We start from the raw sequence: 16,613 nt of genomic DNA on the forward strand, positions 1-16,613 counted from the left end.
GAATCCCATGGACGCTTTCAGCTACCGCGAAGGTGAACTGTTCGCGGAAGACGTAGCGCTGTCAGCCATCGCCGCGCGCTTCGCAACGCCGACGTACGTTTACTCGCGCGCCCATATCGAAGAGCGCTACCGCAGCTATACCGATGCCCTGGAAGGCGTATCGCACCTGGTCTGCTTTGCAGTCAAGGCGAACTCCAACCTGGCCGTGCTGAACGTGCTCGCCCGCTTGGGCGCAGGCTTCGACATCGTCTCCGGCGGTGAGCTGGAACGCGTCCTGGCCGCTGGCGGACGCGCCGACCGCGTGGTGTTCTCCGGCGTCGGCAAGACCCGTGAAGACATGCGTCGGGCCCTGGAAGTCGGCGTACACTGCTTCAACGTCGAGTCCACTGACGAACTGGAACGCCTGCAGGTCATCGCCGCCGAGATGGGCGTACGCGCGCCGATTTCGCTGCGGGTCAACCCTGACGTCGATGCCGGTACCCACCCGTACATTTCCACCGGGCTGAAAGAGAACAAGTTCGGCATTGCCATCGCCGATGCCGAGGCCGTCTATCTGCGCGCAGCTCAACTGCCGAACCTGGAAGTGGTGGGTGTCGACTGCCATATCGGTTCGCAGCTGACCACCCTCGCCCCGTTCCTCGACGCACTCGACCGCCTGCTGGCGCTGATCGACCGCCTGGCCGAATGTGGCATCCACCTGCGTCACCTGGACCTGGGTGGTGGTGTTGGTGTGCGTTACAACGACGAACAGCCACCGCTTATTGCCGACTACATCAAGGCCGTACGCGAGCGTGTCGGCGAACGTGACCTGACCCTGGTCTTCGAGCCGGGTCGTTACATCGTCGCCAATGCCGGCGTGCTGCTGACCCGTGTCGAGTATCTCAAGCACACGGAACACAAGGATTTCGCCATCGTCGATGCGGCGATGAACGACCTGATCCGCCCAGCTCTGTATCAAGCCTGGATGGACGTGACGGCCGTGCAGCCGCGTGCGGGCGAGCCACGCACCTATGACGTGGTCGGACCGATCTGCGAAACCGGCGACTTCCTGGCCAAAGCGCGTCAACTGAACCTGGCCGAGGGCGACCTGCTGGCTGTGCATTCAGCGGGTGCCTATGGCTTTGTAATGAGCTCGAACTACAACACCCGTGGCCGCTGCGCCGAAGTTCTGGTCGATGGCGACAAGGCCTTTGAAGTGCGTCGTCGCGAGACCGTAGCCGAACTGTTCGCAGGCGAAAGCCAGTTGCCGGAGTAACCCCATGCTGCTGCGTTTTACCAAAATGCATGGCCTGGGCAATGACTTCATGGTCCTCGACCTGGTCAGCCAGCATGCACACATTCTGCCCAAGCACGCCAAGCAATGGGGCGACCGGCATACCGGTATCGGCTTCGATCAGTTACTGATCGTCGAAGCACCGAGCAATCCGGACGTGGACTTTCGCTACCGGATCTTCAACGCCGACGGCTCCGAAGTAGAACAGTGCGGTAACGGTGCACGTTGCTTCGCCCGCTTCGTGCTGGACAAACGCCTGACCGCCAAGAAACAGATCCGCGTCGAAACCCGTAGCGGCGTCATTGAGCTCAATGTCCGTAGCGATGGGCAGATCTGTGTCGACATGGGCCCACCACGGCTGGTCCCGGCCGATATTCCGTTCCAGGCCCCCGAACAAGCCCTGAGCTATTCGGTGGATGTGGACGGCCAGCAGGTCGAAATGGCCGCCGTCTCCATGGGCAACCCGCACGCCGTGCTGCGTGTCGATGACATCAACCAGGCACCGGTACATACCCTGGGGCCGAAGATCGAACACCACCCACGCTTCCCGCAACGTGTGAATGTCGGCTTTATCCAGGTCATTGATCGGCACCGCGCACAACTGCGGGTCTGGGAACGTGGCGCCGGGGAAACCCAGGCCTGCGGTACCGGCGCCTGCGCTGCTGCAGTGGCCGCGATCAGCCAAGGCTGGATGGATTCACCCCTGCTTATCGACCTGCCAGGCGGGCGCCTGTCGATTGAATGGGCAGGACCTGGCCACCCGGTGATGATGACCGGGCCGGCCGTGCGCGTTTTCGAAGGACAGGTTCGTCTATGAGTGAGTATCAGCCATGACCGATCAGCCCCAGGCCCCCGTCGAACACCCCGCCCCGAGTGATCAGGGCATGACACCGGCCCTTGGGGCCGAGGCCGTGGCCGCCTACTTGCGCGCCAACCCGGCATTTTTCACCGAGCATGATGAACTGCTGGTGGAACTGCACGTCCCTCACCAGCGTGGCGATAGCGTCTCGCTGGTCGAGCGCCAGCTCAAGCTCCTGCGTGATCGCAACATCGAGATGCGCCATCGCCTGTCACAGCTGATGGACGTCGCCCGCGACAATGACCGCCTGTTCGACAAGACCCGCCGCTTGATCCTCGACCTGCTCGATGCCAACAGCCTCGAGGAAGTGGTCATGGCCGTCGAAGACAGCCTGCGCCAGGAGTTCAAGGTGCCGTTTGTCAGTCTCATACTGTTCAGTGACAACGCCACTTCGGTGGGCCGCTGGGTCAACAGTACCGAGGCCCAACAAGCCATTGGCAGCTTGCTCTGCGGCGGCAAGACCGTCAGCGGCTCGCTGCGCGACCATGAGCTGGACTTCCTGTTCGGTGAAGAGCAGCGTAAAGAAGTCGGCTCCAGCGCCGTCGCCGTACTCAACCATCAGGGCCTGCATGGCGTGCTGGCGATCGGCAGCCGAGATCCGCAGCACTACAAGAGCAGTGTCGGCACCCTGTTCCTGGGCTACATTGCCGAAGTCCTGGGCCGTGTCGTTCCACGCTTCACGCAAACCCTGCGTTCGGTGCGCTAACCATGCAACGCCAGTTGGACGCGTTCTGTGCATACCTGCGTAACGAACGTCAGGTGTCACCGCATACCCAACTGGCCTACCGGAGCGACCTCGACAATGTCCTGGCGTACTGCGCCAAGGCCGGCATCAACAGCTGGAACGACCTGCAGATCCAACAGCTGCGTCAGTTCGTTGCCCGTCAGCATCAACACGGGCAGTCCTCACGTAGCCTGGCCCGCATGCTCTCGGCCGTGCGCGGTTTCTATCGCTACCTCAACCGTGAAGGGTTATGCAGCCACGACCCGGCCACCGGTCTGTCGGCCCCCAAAGGCGAGCGGCGCCTGCCCAAGACCCTGGACACCGACCGCGCCCTGCAATTGCTCGACGGAGCCGTTGAAGACGACTTCATCGGCCGGCGCGATCAGGCCATCCTGGAGTTGTTCTACTCCTCCGGGCTGCGCCTGTCGGAGCTGACCAGCCTGAACATGGAGCAACTGGACCTCGCCGCAGGCCTGGTACAGGTGCATGGCAAAGGCAGCAAGACCCGCGTACTGCCGGTGGGCCGCAAAGCCCGCGAGGCCCTGCAACAGTGGTTCAAATTGCGCGGCATGAGCGCGCCTGAAGATGGCGCGGTGTTTGTCACCCGCCAGGGCCGTCGCCTTGGCCGTCGGGCGATCCAACTGCGGGTACAGGCCGCCGGCGTAAGGGAGCTGGGGCAAAACCTACACCCACACATGTTACGGCACTCTTTTGCCAGCCACCTGCTGGAGTCCTCCCAAGACCTGCGCGCCGTCCAGGAAATGCTCGGCCATGCCGACATCGCCACCACGCAGATCTACACTCACCTGGACTTCCAACACTTGGCTGCGGTTTACGACAGCGCCCATCCACGGGCCAAGCGCAGTAAGGACAGCGACACATGAGTATCGAGCTGATCACCTTCGACCTGGACGACACCCTGTGGGACACCGCCCCGGTTATTGTCAGCGCCGAAGCCGTACTGCGAGACTGGCTGGCGGCCAATGCCCCCAACCTGGGCCCCGTGCCGGTCGAGCACCTGTATGCCATTCGCGAGCGCCTGGTACAGGCCGAACCGGGGCTCAAGCACCGCATCAGCGCACTACGGCGTCGGGTGCTGTTCCATGCACTGGAAGAGGTTGGCTACAGTGAGGCGCACGCCCGGGAGCTGGCCAACGAGGGCTTTGAAGTCTTCCTACATGCCCGCCATCAGATCGACATTTTCCCGGAAGTGCAGCCGGTACTGGAATTGCTCTGCCGTCACTACAGCTTGGGCGTCGTCACCAACGGCAACGCCGATGTGCGCCGCCTGGGGCTGGCTGACTATTTCAAGTTCACCTTGTGCGCAGAAGACCTGGGCATCGGCAAACCCGACCCGCAGCCCTTCCAGGAAGCCCTTCGCCGTGGCCAGGTAGAAGCCAGTGCGGCGGTACATATTGGCGATCACCCCGGCGACGACATCGCGGGCGCCCAACAAGCAGGCCTGCGGGCGATCTGGTTCAACCCTCAAGGCAAGACCTGGGAGGCCGAACAACACCCGGATGCCGAAATTCAGCGCCTGTCGCAGCTTCCTGAAATCCTGTCCCGCTGGCGCTAAAACAGCGCACACAAAAAAGCCCGCAGCGACAGCGGGCTTTTTGTTACGACAACCACTCAGATAGGGCGGCTACCGTATTTGTTGTCCGGCTTCTTGGGCGGGTCAGCGACCACATTCGGCTCAACTTCCTGCACCTTGCCACCGCGAGCCAGGAACTCTTCCATGGCCTTGGCCAAGGCATCACGCTCTTTCTGCTTGGCTTCCATGCTTGGCATCTCGTCAACCGAGACAGCCGCCTTGGATTTGCCTTTGGCGACCGGTACGGGACTGTCGTCACTGTCGTCTGCCACGTCTTCGGCAGCGGCTTCCAGGCCTTCGTCGCCTTCGTCTTCGTCGCCTACTTCGAGGTCATCATTTTCCAGATCGTCGTCGCTCATGTTCTACCTCATGACTTGCGAAAAGCACATTAGTTATGGACCCGCGGCGCAAATAGCGCAGCCGCCGGGCAAAATTCAAAGGTGATGAAGCCCCATCACCTGCAACGCTCGCCCTACCGGCAAGCGCCATGCGAGCCCGACACACACCGAGCCCGACAAAAAGTAAAGAGCCACCGGCGACACCGAGCCGGCCCACCCTGGCGTCATGGGCATGCCCATTGACAAGCCTAGCAAAGGGTACCGAAGTGTGCGGACCACTGATAAGCACCCTTCGGCGCGCATTCTAGCGTGCTGTGGGAAAAAACAAAGTGTCTAAATATCCTTGTTGCCTGTAAGTCTTGTGCTTAAGGGCAAACGCTTCAGGGCAGTACCTGCGCAAGTATTTGAGGAAACCGTTTGCGTGTAATTTCCGGCTCAAATCGCAGGCAAAAAAATGCCCGGCGAACCGGGCAGTTTTTTTCTGGCGATTACAGTGCGTAACCACGCTCGTTGTGCTGAGCCAGGTCGAGGCCGACCGACTCTTCTTCTTCGTTGACCCGCAGACCCATGACCAGGTCCAGAACCTTGAGGATCACGTAGGTGGCGATTGCGGTGTAAATCACGGTAAAGCCAACGCCCTTGGCCTGAATCCAGACTTGCGCAGCAATGTCCTCAACAGTGCCGAAACCACCCAGGGAAGGCGCGGCAAAAACACCGGTCAGGAGCGCGCCGACAATACCGCCGATACCGTGTACACCGAAGGCATCCAGCGAGTCGTCATAGCCCAGTTTGCGCTTGAGGCTGGTAGCGCAGAAGAAGCAGATCACCGAAGCCACCAGGCCGATCACCAGCGCCCCCATCGGGCCTACGGTGCCAGCGGCCGGGGTAATGGCTACCAAGCCTGCAACCACACCCGAAGCGATACCCAGAGCGCTTGGTTTACCGTGTGTCAGCCACTCGGCAAGCATCCAGCCCAGCGCAGCGGCGGCGGTGGCAATCTGGGTGACCAGCATGGCCATACCGGCGGTGCCATTGGCGGCGGCGGCAGAGCCGGCGTTGAAGCCGAACCAGCCGACCCAGAGCATGGCCGCACCCATCAGGGTGTAACCCAGGTTATGGGGCGCCATTGGGGTGATCGGGAAGCCTTTACGCTTGCCCAGCACCAGGCAAGCCACCAGGCCGGCGATACCGGCGTTGATATGCACCACGGTGCCGCCCGCGAAGTCCAGCACGCCCCAGTCCCACATCAGGCCGCCGCTGCCACTCCAGACCATGTGCGCAATCGGCGCATAGACCACGGTGAACCAGATGGCCATGAAGATCAGCATGGCCGAAAACTTCATGCGCTCGGCAAAGGCACCGACAATAAGAGCCGGCGTAATGATCGCGAAGGTCATCTGGAAGGTGATGAACACGGCTTCCGGAAACAACGCCGTCGCGGAGGTGAGGCTCGATGGCGTCACACCGGCGAGGAACGCCTTGGACATGCCGCCGACGAAAGAATTGAAGTTGACTACGCCCTGTTCCATACCGGTGGTATCGAACGCCATGCTGTAGCCATAAACGACCCAGAGAATGCTGATCAGGCCAGTGATCGCGAAACACTGCATCATCACCGACAGGACGTTCTTGGACCGCACCATGCCGCCGTAAAACAGCGCCAGGCCGGGGATGGTCATGAACAGCACCAAGGCTGTAGAGGTCAACATCCAGGCGGTATCGCCGGAGTTGAGCACAGGTGCTGCGTCCTCTGCCAGGGCCAGGCCAGGCATTACGAGGGACAAAAGGGCTCCTAGCCCTGCGAACTGACGCAGAGTCATGATGTTATCTCCTGGGGCGTTGGGTTTGGGGCGGCTTTTTGTTAGATCGCGTCGGTATCGGTTTCGCCGGTACGAATACGGATAGCCTGTTCCAGATTCACCACAAAGATCTTGCCGTCACCGATCTTGCCGGTATTGGCCGCCTTGGTGATGGCTTCGATGACCCGGTCCAGATCCTTGTCGTCAATGGCGACATCAATCTTCACTTTGGGCAGGAAATCGACCACATACTCCGCACCGCGATACAGCTCGGTGTGGCCTTTCTGCCGACCGAAACCTTTGACTTCGGTAACGGTAATGCCCTGCACGCCGATTTCAGACAACGACTCGCGCACGTCGTCCAATTTGAACGGCTTGATGATGGCAGTGACTAGCTTCATGAAACTTTCTCCCGAATTGGTGGACTTGCCCCAGGAAAACAAACCCGACTCAAGTCTAAGCGCAGCGCTTGGCTTTGTAACGCGTCGTCGACCACTCATCCTCAAGCCGACGCCACAAACCACGTCTTACGAAACACGTCCTTCGCTCCATTTGCGCACTGCATCGTCACAGCGACAGCATCGGTGCATGGGTCACAGTGGTCTAAGCAGAAACCTTGCCATGTCCGACAAATTCACCAATTACAACGACTTACGGCAACCCGGTCAGTTTGGCCATTCGCCAGCAAGGTTCGGACGCACAACGACGGTGCGCGGCATTGCGCCGCGATGCGCAAAAAGTGTGCAATGCGAGCCCGGTTTCCTTGCGTGATACACTGCCGGCCTTGTGGAATTTTCTGGATACTGCCCATGCTCGCGCCCAAAGCCTTTCTCGATGCCCTGAGCGACCAGGCCTCGCGCCTTTTCAGCAGCGACACCTCGCAGCCTCGCAGTGAACTGGAAAGCCAGTTCAAGGCGCTGCTGCAAAGCGGTTTCAGCAAGCTTGAACTGGTCAGCCGCGAAGAGTTCGACAGCCAGATGGTGGTACTGGCCCGTACCCGCGCCCGCCTGGAGGCGCTGGAAGCCAAAGTGCTGGAACTGGAAGCGCGGATGACCCCGCCGGTTGAAACCGCCACCGAGCAGTAATCACTCACGCGCAGCAGCTAATCGCCAGCAAGGCCGACACCTACAGGTGTGAGGTGCCTTGCCGGCGACTGCGCGACACCCCCAGTAACCCCAGCCATCCATTCACCAGCGCAGAAGGCGAGCGCAACATAACAACACCCCCGGATAGGGCATGCTTCAGAAGCGTCTGACAGCGAGTGGCAGTCTATACAGAGCCATGCTGTCAAAGCCTGAGACGCGGGGCTAAGATGATGAGCAGAGCACACGCCCTGACCATACGGAGCAGACATGAAAGCCGACAAAGCATTGAATGAAGACCTCCTGAACTGCCTTGAGGACAAGATCCCAGGTATGGCTGCGGGTGCTATCAGCTCTGCCTATATCAATGCTTTGGGTTCGGGTCGTGCTGTGGCTGAGGTAGTGGACGGCATGATCGTCGAGACCTCTGCGGACGGTGATCGAAAAGTGATCTGCTCAACCAAGCCCAAACATAAAGTGAGCGTTGGATCTGTAATTAACGTGCGCCGGGTTTCATGAAAATCCCTCGTCTGCGTGTCTTTGCCGGCCCCAACGGTTCCGGAAAAAGCACCATGAAGAGCGCGATTCCGCATCATCTGATTGGGATCTACATCAATCCTGACGAAATCGAGAAGACGGCAAACGAAAGTGGCCTCCTGTCATTTAGTGACTTTCAGCTAGAGGTCGAACCATCTGAGGTTCTGGATTTTTTTCTGAATCATCGACTGATCCTGAACGCCAATCTGACCGAACAGGCCAGCAAACTTACCTTCAGTAACAACTGCCTGGACTTTCGGTCTGTTCAGATAAACTCCTACTTTGCCTCCGTGGCGTCCGACTTCATCAGAAACAAACTCCTTCAGGCATGCCTCTCGTTTACATTCGAGACCGTGATGTCCTCAAAGGACAAAATCGAGTTCATGCTGAAGGCAAAAGCACTAGGGTATAGAACCTACCTTTACTTTGTGGCCACAGAAGACCCGTACATCAATATTAACCGGGTCAAGATCCGCGTAGACTCCGGTGGCCATAACGTTCCAAGGGACAAAATCATCCAGCGCTACTCACGCAGCCTGGATCTGCTGCCATCAGCAATAGCCGCAGCAAATCGTGCCTATATTTTCGACAACTCGGGCCCTGATCTGGTGTTACTTGCCGAGATTACAGACGGAACAGCTTTACAGTTCCGAACAGAAGAAATGCCGGACTGGTTCATGGCTGCCTATGTAGACAAAGTCTCGACCTAGCGCAGAAAAAGCCGGCGCAACAGAGCAACGACCCGCCAATCTTGTTCAGAAACGTCTGGCAGAAAACAGCGAACGGGGCTGACCAGCCCCGCTCGCGGCCCGCTTACCAGCCCAACTGTTTGTTGAACGACAACGCATCGTAGTAATCATGCTGCGTCGCGATCTTGCCATCCTTCAGGCGGATGAAGCTGACCCCTTTGAAACTCAACGGCTTGTTGGTCGCAGGGGTTTCAGGTGCCCAGGCACCGGTGTTATGGCCATCGAACTGCCATTCAAAGGCAATGTTGTCGCCTTCAATGATCGGCTCGCCAACCATTTGCCACTTCAAATCCGGCACGGCATCGATAAACAGCTTGATGACTTTATCCCGGGCCGTTTCCCGGCCGACTTGAGGGATCCCTACGGACGCATCCAGAAACTCCCCGTTTTCAGCAAAGTACTGCGCCGCCGCATTGGGGTCATGCTTGTTCCAGGCACTCATGTAAGCATCGATGATGCTCCGGGTGCTCTGTTTTTCCGCTGCAATCGACAACTGGGCGAACAAGAGCATGCAAAGGAGGCTAACGAGACGTATCGACAGTCGACGCATGGTATTTCCTCTTCGATTGTTGCTGTTGTGGTAGAAACGGAAACAGGTGTCAGTGGTGCGTTAAGGGTAGGCCACGGCCTATCGCGGCGTTGGCAGTTCAACCAATGACCACTCGATCGATAACGGTTCAAGCTTTCGCACGTTGGCGGCTGCAGGGCGGCTAGCAATGTTCCCCACGAACCAGTTGGCCGAATTGGCGGCAACGATTCGGCCCTCAGCATTGATGATGAACGCCTCGTTCTTCATCCGTAGCAGGCAACGAGTGAGCAACTGATCGAATTCGTGCAGGGCGATATCCGCTGCGGCAACGCCGACAAAATGCCCCTTGGCAACAATCGGAACGGAGAAGGCCAGTATGTAAAGCTCTGTACCGTACAGGTCCACGAATGGCCCCTCGACCGACGCTTCACCCGTCAGTTTAGGACGCGTAAACCAAGGCATGCCCTGATAGTTGTAGAAGCTCTCGCTTTGACGATTGAAGTTCAGCATCATCGGGGCGACTTTGCCGCTGGAAGGGCGGTAAAACCACTCAAGAAACAATTCTTGGTCCGCAAGCTCACCCGGTTCCAGCACCACCCCCGTCCCGTGGATATAGCTGTCGTTTGCCAACAGCCGCGCTTCAATGGTCGCCTGAAGAAAAGCGAGGTCTTTGGAGGTCGGCTTCCGGCCTTCGGCATCCAGCGCTTCCCAGACCGTTACCACTTCCCCGGCCAAGGTGTTCAATTGCTCGAACAGGGTGCAGAAGATCGCTTCCAATCGCTGGGCACACTGATGAAGCTCTTCGTTTTGTTCGACTGTGATCATGGTGATGTAGCCTCTTGCAGCTCAAGCAGTGCGTAGCGCAAATCCATCAGGCATTTTATGCCCTCTTTGACATGAGCCTCTGTCAGCGCACTGGCCAGATTAGACTCACCGGCCATCACGGCCTGCAGGATCGCCCGGTGCTCCGCAATGACCGTACTCTTGTGAGCGTCCGCAATAGAGATCCATAGCAACTCGCCCATTTGGGACTGAAGGCGCATTTCTGCGTGCGTCAATCGCACCGACTGCGCAGCAACCGCAACCTCGATATGAAATCGTGCATCCGCCCGGCGAAGCTCGCTTCGGGTCGTGGCCTCTTGGAGCGCCGTCACGAAATGCTCCAGCCTTTGATGCTGGGCACTGGTAGATCGGCTGGCCGCCAAGCCTGCGGCAGTAGCCGAAATAGCGATCTGCTCGTCGCACAGGTCGCGGAGCTCCAGCGAACTCATCGCACTGAGCCTGGCCTTGAGGAAGTCATCGGAAACCTCCACAGGGGCACAGACGAAACTGCCGCCGTTTCTGCCGCGCTTGGTTGCAACAACACCCCGCTGACGCAAAATCGCCAACGCGTCGCGCAATGTCACGGTCGCCACGCCGAAGCGCGTCGCCAGCTCACTCTCACTGGGCAACTGCTCACCCTCGCCAATCAGCCCCAGCTCAATGACCTCGATCAGTCGGCGAGCCACTTCCTCGGGCTTGCCCTCCTGGCTGACTTGCAACAGGGACAGGCGGTTCACTTTGTTCAGTTGAGTCATCTACTCGCCACTAAAAATATGAAACCAGTTTTCTTTTAGCCATATCGGCTTAAAAACTCAACAGGAATGCACAAGCCAAACAAAAATCAGTCGCTCAAATGTCGTTTTTAGGCAAAAACGACAGGTCAATTGGCAGGCTCAAATTCATAAGATATGGTTTTAAATGTTTACTAGGCAGCCCGGCTCCGCGACTCACCGATAGCGCTGAGGGGCCATTGGCATCGACACAGAGGAATGGCAGATCATGACGAATCCAACGCTAAGCACATGGGAAACCCGGGCACGAGAACTGAAGATAGAAGGGCGGGCCTTTGTCGGTGGGGAATACACCCACGCGATCGAAGGCGGAACGTTTGACTGCCTGAGCCCGGTCGACGGTCGACTGCTGACCAAAGTCGCCAGTTGCACGGCCGCCGACGCCGACCATGCTGTCAGCGTTGCTCGCGCCACGTTCAATTCTGGCGTCTGGTCGCGCATGGCGCCAGCGGACAGGAAGCAGATCATGGTGCGCTTCGCCGACCTGCTGATGGCCAACGCCGACGAGTTGGCGCTGTTGGAAACCCTGGACATGGGCAAGCCGATCAGCGACTCACTGGCGGTCGATGTGCCGCAAGCAGCGCAAGCGCTGAGCTGGAGCGGCGAAGCGATCGACAAGATCTACGACGAAGTGGCGGCAACCCCCCATGATCAATTGGGCCTGGTAACACGCGAACCGGTCGGTGTCGTGGTCGCCATCGTGCCGTGGAACTTCCCGTTGATGATGGCCTGCTGGAAACTGGGCCCGGCCTTGGCCACCGGCAACTCGGTAATCCTCAAACCCTCGGAAAAATCACCGCTGACCGCCATTCGCATTGCCCAGCTGGCGATTGACGCAGGCATTCCGGCGGGCGTGCTGAACGTATTACCAGGCTTCGGCCACACCGTCGGCAAGGCGCTGGCCCTGCACATGGACGTCGACACACTGGTGTTCACCGGCTCAACCAAAATCGCCAAGCAACTGATGATCTATGCTGGCGAATCCAACATGAAACGCGTCTGGCTCGAAGCCGGCGGCAAAAGCCCGAACATCGTCTTCGCCGATACCCCGGACCTGCAAGCCGCTGCCGAGTCTGCTGCCGCGGCCATCGCCTTCAACCAAGGCGAAGTGTGCACCGCCGGCTCGCGCCTGCTGGTAGAACGTTCGATCAAGGACGCCTTCCTGCCACGGGTGATCGAGGCCCTCCAGTACTGGAAGCCAGGCAACCCACTGGACCCGGCGACCACCGTTGGCGCGCTGGTCGACACCCAGCAGATGAACACCGTGCTCTCGTACATCGAGTCGGGCCATACCGAGGGCGCCAAACTGGTAGCCGGCGGCAAGCGCATCTTGCAGGAAACCGGTGGTACCTACGTTGAACCGACCATCTTCGACGGCGTCAGCAACGCCATGAAGATCGCTCAGGAAGAGATCTTTGGCCCCGTGCTGTCGGTGATCGCCTTCGACAACGTCGACGATGCCATCCGGATCGCCAATGACACCCCGTACGGCCTGGCCGCGGCCATCTGGACCGCCGATATCTCCAAAGCCCACCTGACCGCCAAGGCCTTGCGCGCCGGTAGCGTCTGGATCAACCAATACGACGGCGGCGATATGACCGCGCCCTTCGGTGGTTTCAAACAGTCGGGCAATGGCCGTGACAAGTCACTGCATGCCTTCGACAAGTACACCGAACTGAAGGCCACCTGGATCAAGTTGTAAGGCAGCAAGACAACAGCAAAAACAGCCGGCAGGACACACTTTTCAGGACAACAACATGAACAGCTCTGAATTTTCCATGGCTGATAGCGATGCCGCCCAGTTAAGGGCGCTTGGCTACACGTCCAACTTTGAAAGAAGCATGAGCCTCTGGGAAAACTTTGCCCTGGGCTTCACCTACCTCTCCCCGGTGGTCGGCGTCTATACGCTGTTCGGCCTGTGTTTGGCGGCGGGTGGGCCGCCAATGTTCTGGTCGTACTTACTGGTCGGTCTCGGGCAAATGCTGGTGTGCCTGATCTTCTGCGAAGTCGTTTCGCAATTCCCGATCTCCGGTGGCGTTTATCCGTGGGCGCGTCGCCTGGTGGGCAAGCGCTGGGCCTGGATGGTGGGCTGGATCTATTCCGTCTCATTGTGCGTGACCATTGCTGCCGTATCGCTGGGCGCAGGGCCCTACATAGCCGCCATGCTGGGCTTCGAGCCCAGCCCGGTGACCAACACCCTGATCGCACTGGCGCTCACCGCAATGGCCACCGTGCTGAACCTGAGCGGGACCAGCCTCTTGGCAAAAGTGGCCATGTTCGGCTTTATCTGCGAACTGCTGGGCGCCATTGTCATCGGTGGCTACCTGCTGATCTTCGAGCGTCACCAGCCGTTCTCGGTGCTGTTCAATACCTTCGACATCAGCATCGACGGCAGCTACTGGCCCGCATTCCTGACTGCATCGCTGGCAGGCATGTTCCTCTACTACGGCTTTGAAGCGTGCGGCGACGTCGCGGAAGAAACCCCCAACCCGAGCAAACGCATTCCCAAGGCCATGCGCATGACCATCTACATTGGTGGTGGTGCCGCGATTTTTGCGGCACTGGCACTGATTCTGGCGGTCCCGGACATCGCCAAAGTGCTCTCCGGCGATGACAAAGACCCGATGTCCACCATCATGGCCAATGCGTTCGGACCAACCGGATGGCGCGTCGTGACGGCGGTCATCACCATCTCCTTCGTGTCGTGCGTACTGAGCTTGCAGGCTGCCGCCAGCCGGTTGCTCTACTCCTTTGCACGGGACGAGATGGTCATGGGCAGCAATGTACTCAAGCGTCTTTCGCCGACGACACGTGTGCCAACGGCTGCACTGATCACCTGCGGTGTGATCCCGGCATTCATCGTCTGCGCAGGCTTCTTCCTGGAGAACGCCATCGCGATCGTCGTCAGCTTCGCAGCCATTGGCATTTACCTGTCCTTCCAGATGATCGTGGGCGGAGCGCTGTTCGCTCGAATCCGCGGCTGGAAACCAGCAGGTCAATTCACCCTTGGCGGTTGGGGCTGGATCGTGAACATCCTGGCGCTGGTCTACGGCTTGCTGGCGGTCGCCAACATGTCGTGGCCGCGTACCCCGGAGGCGCCTTGGTACAGCAACTACGGCATCTTGCTGACCGCCGCCGTCGTGATCGTCTTCGGCTTGCTCTACATGACCCTGTTCAAGCCATACGACAAAGGCACGGCACCGTTTGCTGATGCGTGGGAGCTACACAAAAAGTAGCGCCTTGGTACGCTTAAAAAACGAAGGCCTTGCAGCAATGCACGGCCTTCTTTGTTTTTCGGGGCCAGTATCAGACGTGACCTGCTACCTGCCTCGCAATCTCCAGCATCACTCTCCCTCCAGCATCCCTGCCCTGCCCCACTATCCTTGCCTTAGCCGCAGGACGCGGCCCCGTACTGATCATGGAGCGAACATGTCTCTTGCTATCGTTCACAGCCGCGCCCAGGTTGGCGTGCTGGCCCCGGCCGTTACCGTCGAGGCGCACCTGGCCAACGGCCTGCCCACGCTCACCCTGGTTGGGCTACCCGAAGCCACGGTCAAGGAAAGCAAAGACCGGGTACGCAGTGCGATACTCAACTCCAGCCTGGAGTTTCCCGCCCGACGAATCACGCTCAACCTCGCCCCTGCCGACCTGCCCAAGGATGGCGGACGCTTCGACCTGGCCATCGCGCTGGGCATTCTTGCTGCCAACGGGCAGATCCCCATCATGGCGCTACATGACGTTGAATGCCTTGGCGAACTGGCGCTGTCCGGGGCGATTCGCCCGGTGCAGGGTGTGTTGCCAGCAGCGCTGGCCGCACGCGATGCCGGACGGGCGCTGGTGGTGCCGAAGGAAAATGCCGAAGAAGCCTGCATGGCCTCCGGGCTCACCGTATTCGCCGTCGAACACCTGCTGGAACTGGTCGGGCATTTCAACGCTCAGGAGCCACTCTCGCCTTACCGCGCCAACGGCCTGATCCTGCAAAGCCGGCCCTACCCCGACCTGAGTGAAGTGCAAGGCCAGATTGCCGCCAAACGCGCATTGCTGGTAGCCGCAGCCGGGGCGCATAACCTGTTGTTCAGCGGCCCGCCCGGCACTGGCAAGACGCTCCTCGCCAGCCGCTTGCCCGGCCTGTTGCCACCACTGGACGAGCGGGAAGCGCTGGAGGTAGCGGCGATCCAGTCGGTGGCCAGCCCGGTACCGCTGAACAGCTGGCCTCAGCGCCCGTTTCGCCACCCACATCACTCGGCCTCGGGGGCGGCACTGGTGGGCGGTGGCAGCCGACCGCAACCCGGTGAAATTACCCTGGCCCATCATGGCGTGCTGTTTCTCGATGAACTGCCGGAGTTCGAGCGGCGTGTACTTGAGGTGCTGCGCGAACCCCTGGAATCGGGCGAAATCGTGATCGCCCGGGCTCGTGACAAAATCCGTTTCCCGGCGCGCTTCCAACTGGTGGCGGCGATGAACCCCTGCCCCTGCGGCTACCTGGGCGACCCGAACGGGCGCTGCCGCTGCAGCAGCGAGCAGGTCCAGCGTTACCGCAACAAACTCTCCGGCCCGCTGCTGGACCGTATTGACCTGCACCTGACTGTTGCCCGCGAAGCTACGGCGCTGGCCCCAACCACCCACAGTGACGACAACAGCGCCAACGCTGCCGCCCAGGTCGCCGCAGCCCGCGCGCTGCAGCAACAACGCCAAGGCTGCGCCAATGCCTTCCTCGACCTGCCCGGCCTGCGCATGCATTGCCCGTTATCCACCACCGACGAACGCTGGCTGGAAAGCGCCTGCGAACGCCTGACCTTGTCATTACGCTCGGCCCACCGCTTGCTCAAAGTGGCGCGCACCCTCGCGGACCTGGAGCAGGCCGAGCAGATCAGCCGCGCGCACCTGGCCGAAGCCCTGCAGTATCGTCCGGCAATGCAGTAAGGCCAGATTGCGGCCAAGCACGCATTGCTGGTGGCCGCAGCCGGGGCGCGTTGGCGTGTATCGGTGACTACCACCGGCAGTGGCTCATCGCCTAACCCGTCGGTGGCCATTAATTCGGCATTCGGGAGGAGCATCACCGCCCCGATTAGCAACCGATGAACGTTATTTTGAGCTACAGGGGAGTGGATAGGAGGTTGATTCGAGAGCACGCCATCAGAACTTTATCTTCCCCCAGATCAATCCGAAAATTGCAGCCACGGCTGAAGCAGCAAGAACACTAAGTTTTGCCGAAGACAGTAATGCCGGATCAGAAAACGCCAACGATGAAATAAAGATGGACATCGTAAACCCTATACCGGCCAGCAATCCCACAAGTCCGATACCACTCCATGTCACACCCTCAGGCAACTGGCAGACGTTGAGTTTTACGAGGGCGAAGCTCGCAAGAAAGATTCCGATCGGCTTGCCGAGCACAAGCGCTGAAATCACACCCACGAAGATATTCCGAGAAACATCTATAGTGGATCCACCTTTTGAGACAGTGACTACGGGGTAGTTTAAGCTGTCGTCCTCGAAAGGATGACAGCAAATGG

Annotated in this window: 18 protein-coding genes; 11 read left to right on the plus strand and 7 right to left on the minus strand. The window is 59.5% G+C overall.

Features of this window, described 5'->3' with window-relative positions; all coding sequences use genetic code 11:
• Positions 1-7: 7 nt before the first annotated feature.
• Genes lysA through EKA13_RS02985 form a run of 5 tightly spaced genes read left to right on the plus strand, consistent with a single transcriptional unit; the run spans position 8 to position 4,432 of the window.
• Positions 8-1,255, plus strand: a complete 1,248-nt coding sequence (gene lysA / locus EKA13_RS02965; protein WP_065758051.1) for a diaminopimelate decarboxylase — start codon at positions 8-10, stop codon at positions 1,253-1,255.
• 4 nt (positions 1,256-1,259) lie between these two features.
• On the plus strand, positions 1,260-2,090 hold the full coding sequence (gene dapF, locus EKA13_RS02970) for a diaminopimelate epimerase (RefSeq protein WP_065758052.1): 831 nt from the start codon (positions 1,260-1,262) through the stop codon (positions 2,088-2,090).
• Between the two features lie 13 nt (positions 2,091-2,103).
• A complete protein-coding gene (locus tag EKA13_RS02975) occupies positions 2,104-2,838 on the plus strand; it encodes a DUF484 family protein (RefSeq protein WP_065758053.1) in 735 nt (244 codons plus the stop codon).
• A 2-nt stretch (positions 2,839-2,840) separates the two neighbouring features.
• Entirely contained in the window at positions 2,841-3,740 is a 900-nt protein-coding gene (gene xerC, locus EKA13_RS02980; protein WP_065758054.1) for a tyrosine recombinase XerC, read from the plus strand.
• Positions 3,737-4,432, plus strand: coding sequence for an HAD family hydrolase (locus EKA13_RS02985; protein ID WP_065758055.1), 696 nt, complete (start codon positions 3,737-3,739; stop codon positions 4,430-4,432). The genes xerC and EKA13_RS02985 overlap by 4 nt, the downstream gene beginning before the upstream one ends.
• A gap of 56 nt (positions 4,433-4,488) precedes the next feature.
• Here the strand turns inward: EKA13_RS02985 and sutA are convergent, their stop codons facing one another.
• The 3 genes from sutA to glnK form a co-directional block, all read right to left on the minus strand.
• Positions 4,489-4,809: a transcriptional regulator SutA gene (sutA, locus tag EKA13_RS02990; protein ID WP_065758056.1), complete on the minus strand. Its 321-nt coding sequence runs from the start codon at positions 4,807-4,809 to the stop codon at positions 4,489-4,491.
• A 467-nt stretch (positions 4,810-5,276) separates the two neighbouring features.
• Positions 5,277-6,608, minus strand: coding sequence for an ammonium transporter (locus tag EKA13_RS02995; protein WP_065758057.1), 1,332 nt, complete (start codon positions 6,606-6,608; stop codon positions 5,277-5,279).
• A 41-nt stretch (positions 6,609-6,649) separates the two neighbouring features.
• Positions 6,650-6,988: a P-II family nitrogen regulator gene (glnK, locus tag EKA13_RS03000; protein WP_002555808.1), complete on the minus strand. Its 339-nt coding sequence runs from the start codon at positions 6,986-6,988 to the stop codon at positions 6,650-6,652.
• Positions 6,989-7,396: 408 nt separating this feature from the next.
• Between glnK and EKA13_RS03005 the strand changes: the two genes are divergently transcribed.
• The 3 genes from EKA13_RS03005 (at position 7,397) to EKA13_RS03015 (ending at position 8,916) form a co-directional block, all read left to right on the plus strand.
• Positions 7,397-7,672, plus strand: a complete 276-nt coding sequence (locus EKA13_RS03005; protein ID WP_065758058.1) for an accessory factor UbiK family protein — start codon at positions 7,397-7,399, stop codon at positions 7,670-7,672.
• Between the two features lie 267 nt (positions 7,673-7,939).
• Complete coding sequence (locus tag EKA13_RS03010; RefSeq protein ID WP_065758059.1) at positions 7,940-8,188, plus strand: hypothetical protein; 249 nt, start codon at positions 7,940-7,942, stop codon at positions 8,186-8,188.
• The gene (locus tag EKA13_RS03015) at positions 8,185-8,916 is read left to right on the plus strand and encodes an ATPase (RefSeq protein WP_065758060.1); all 732 of its coding nucleotides are present in this window, start codon (positions 8,185-8,187) and stop codon (positions 8,914-8,916) included. Before EKA13_RS03010 ends, EKA13_RS03015 begins: the two co-directional genes overlap by 4 nt.
• 103 nt (positions 8,917-9,019) lie before the next feature.
• Here the strand turns inward: EKA13_RS03015 and EKA13_RS03020 are convergent, their stop codons facing one another.
• From EKA13_RS03020 to EKA13_RS03030, 3 genes are all read right to left on the minus strand, one after another.
• A complete protein-coding gene (locus EKA13_RS03020; RefSeq protein ID WP_065758061.1) occupies positions 9,020-9,505 on the minus strand; it encodes an ester cyclase in 486 nt (161 codons plus the stop codon).
• A 78-nt stretch (positions 9,506-9,583) separates the two neighbouring features.
• Positions 9,584-10,309 (minus strand): cache domain-containing protein, encoded by a 726-nt coding sequence (locus EKA13_RS03025; protein ID WP_065758062.1) that lies wholly within the window; start codon positions 10,307-10,309, stop codon positions 9,584-9,586.
• Positions 10,306-11,061: a FadR/GntR family transcriptional regulator gene (locus EKA13_RS03030; RefSeq protein WP_065758063.1), complete on the minus strand. Its 756-nt coding sequence runs from the start codon at positions 11,059-11,061 to the stop codon at positions 10,306-10,308. The genes EKA13_RS03025 and EKA13_RS03030 overlap by 4 nt, the downstream gene beginning before the upstream one ends.
• Before the next feature lie 244 nt (positions 11,062-11,305).
• Here EKA13_RS03030 and EKA13_RS03035 point away from each other — a divergent pair, with 244 nt between their 5' ends.
• From EKA13_RS03035 to EKA13_RS03045, 3 genes are all read left to right on the plus strand, one after another.
• Entirely contained in the window at positions 11,306-12,799 is a 1,494-nt protein-coding gene (locus EKA13_RS03035; protein ID WP_065758064.1) for an aldehyde dehydrogenase, read from the plus strand.
• Positions 12,800-12,854: 55 nt separating this feature from the next.
• Positions 12,855-14,333, plus strand: coding sequence for an APC family permease (locus EKA13_RS03040; protein ID WP_065758065.1), 1,479 nt, complete (start codon positions 12,855-12,857; stop codon positions 14,331-14,333).
• A gap of 193 nt (positions 14,334-14,526) precedes the next feature.
• Complete coding sequence (locus EKA13_RS03045; RefSeq protein WP_065758066.1) at positions 14,527-16,020, plus strand: YifB family Mg chelatase-like AAA ATPase; 1,494 nt, start codon at positions 14,527-14,529, stop codon at positions 16,018-16,020.
• Between the two features lie 213 nt (positions 16,021-16,233).
• On the opposite strand, the gene EKA13_RS03050 is transcribed toward EKA13_RS03045, so the two are convergent.
• Positions 16,234-16,613: Na+/H+ antiporter NhaA (locus EKA13_RS03050; protein WP_245704298.1), on the minus strand; the 380-nt coding region annotated here is incomplete at its 5' end.

It is taken from the genome of Pseudomonas defluvii (assembly GCF_001695625.1).
GTDB classification, from domain to species: domain Bacteria; phylum Pseudomonadota; class Gammaproteobacteria; order Pseudomonadales; family Pseudomonadaceae; genus Aquipseudomonas; species Aquipseudomonas defluvii.

Bases quoted from the DNA above. Each gene is read 5' to 3' on its own strand.
- lysA (WP_065758051.1), top strand. From the start codon at position 8: ATGGACGCTTTCAGCTACCGCGAAGGTGAACTGTTCGCGGAAGACGTA.
- dapF (WP_065758052.1), top strand. From the start codon at position 1,260: ATGCTGCTGCGTTTTACCAAAATGCATGGCCTGGGCAATGACTTCATG.
- EKA13_RS02975 (WP_065758053.1), top strand. From the start codon at position 2,104: ATGACCGATCAGCCCCAGGCCCCCGTCGAACACCCCGCCCCGAGTGAT.
- xerC (WP_065758054.1), top strand. From the start codon at position 2,841: ATGCAACGCCAGTTGGACGCGTTCTGTGCATACCTGCGTAACGAACGT.
- EKA13_RS02985 (WP_065758055.1), top strand. From the start codon at position 3,737: ATGAGTATCGAGCTGATCACCTTCGACCTGGACGACACCCTGTGGGAC.
- sutA (WP_065758056.1), bottom strand. From the start codon at position 4,809: ATGAGCGACGACGATCTGGAAAATGATGACCTCGAAGTAGGCGACGAA.
- EKA13_RS02995 (WP_065758057.1), bottom strand. From the start codon at position 6,608: ATGACTCTGCGTCAGTTCGCAGGGCTAGGAGCCCTTTTGTCCCTCGTA.
- glnK (WP_002555808.1), bottom strand. From the start codon at position 6,988: ATGAAGCTAGTCACTGCCATCATCAAGCCGTTCAAATTGGACGACGTG.
- EKA13_RS03005 (WP_065758058.1), top strand. From the start codon at position 7,397: ATGCTCGCGCCCAAAGCCTTTCTCGATGCCCTGAGCGACCAGGCCTCG.
- EKA13_RS03010 (WP_065758059.1), top strand. From the start codon at position 7,940: ATGAAAGCCGACAAAGCATTGAATGAAGACCTCCTGAACTGCCTTGAG.
- EKA13_RS03015 (WP_065758060.1), top strand. From the start codon at position 8,185: ATGAAAATCCCTCGTCTGCGTGTCTTTGCCGGCCCCAACGGTTCCGGA.
- EKA13_RS03020 (WP_065758061.1), bottom strand. From the start codon at position 9,505: ATGCGTCGACTGTCGATACGTCTCGTTAGCCTCCTTTGCATGCTCTTG.
- EKA13_RS03025 (WP_065758062.1), bottom strand. From the start codon at position 10,309: ATGATCACAGTCGAACAAAACGAAGAGCTTCATCAGTGTGCCCAGCGA.
- EKA13_RS03030 (WP_065758063.1), bottom strand. From the start codon at position 11,061: ATGACTCAACTGAACAAAGTGAACCGCCTGTCCCTGTTGCAAGTCAGC.
- EKA13_RS03035 (WP_065758064.1), top strand. From the start codon at position 11,306: ATGACGAATCCAACGCTAAGCACATGGGAAACCCGGGCACGAGAACTG.
- EKA13_RS03040 (WP_065758065.1), top strand. From the start codon at position 12,855: ATGAACAGCTCTGAATTTTCCATGGCTGATAGCGATGCCGCCCAGTTA.
- EKA13_RS03045 (WP_065758066.1), top strand. From the start codon at position 14,527: ATGTCTCTTGCTATCGTTCACAGCCGCGCCCAGGTTGGCGTGCTGGCC.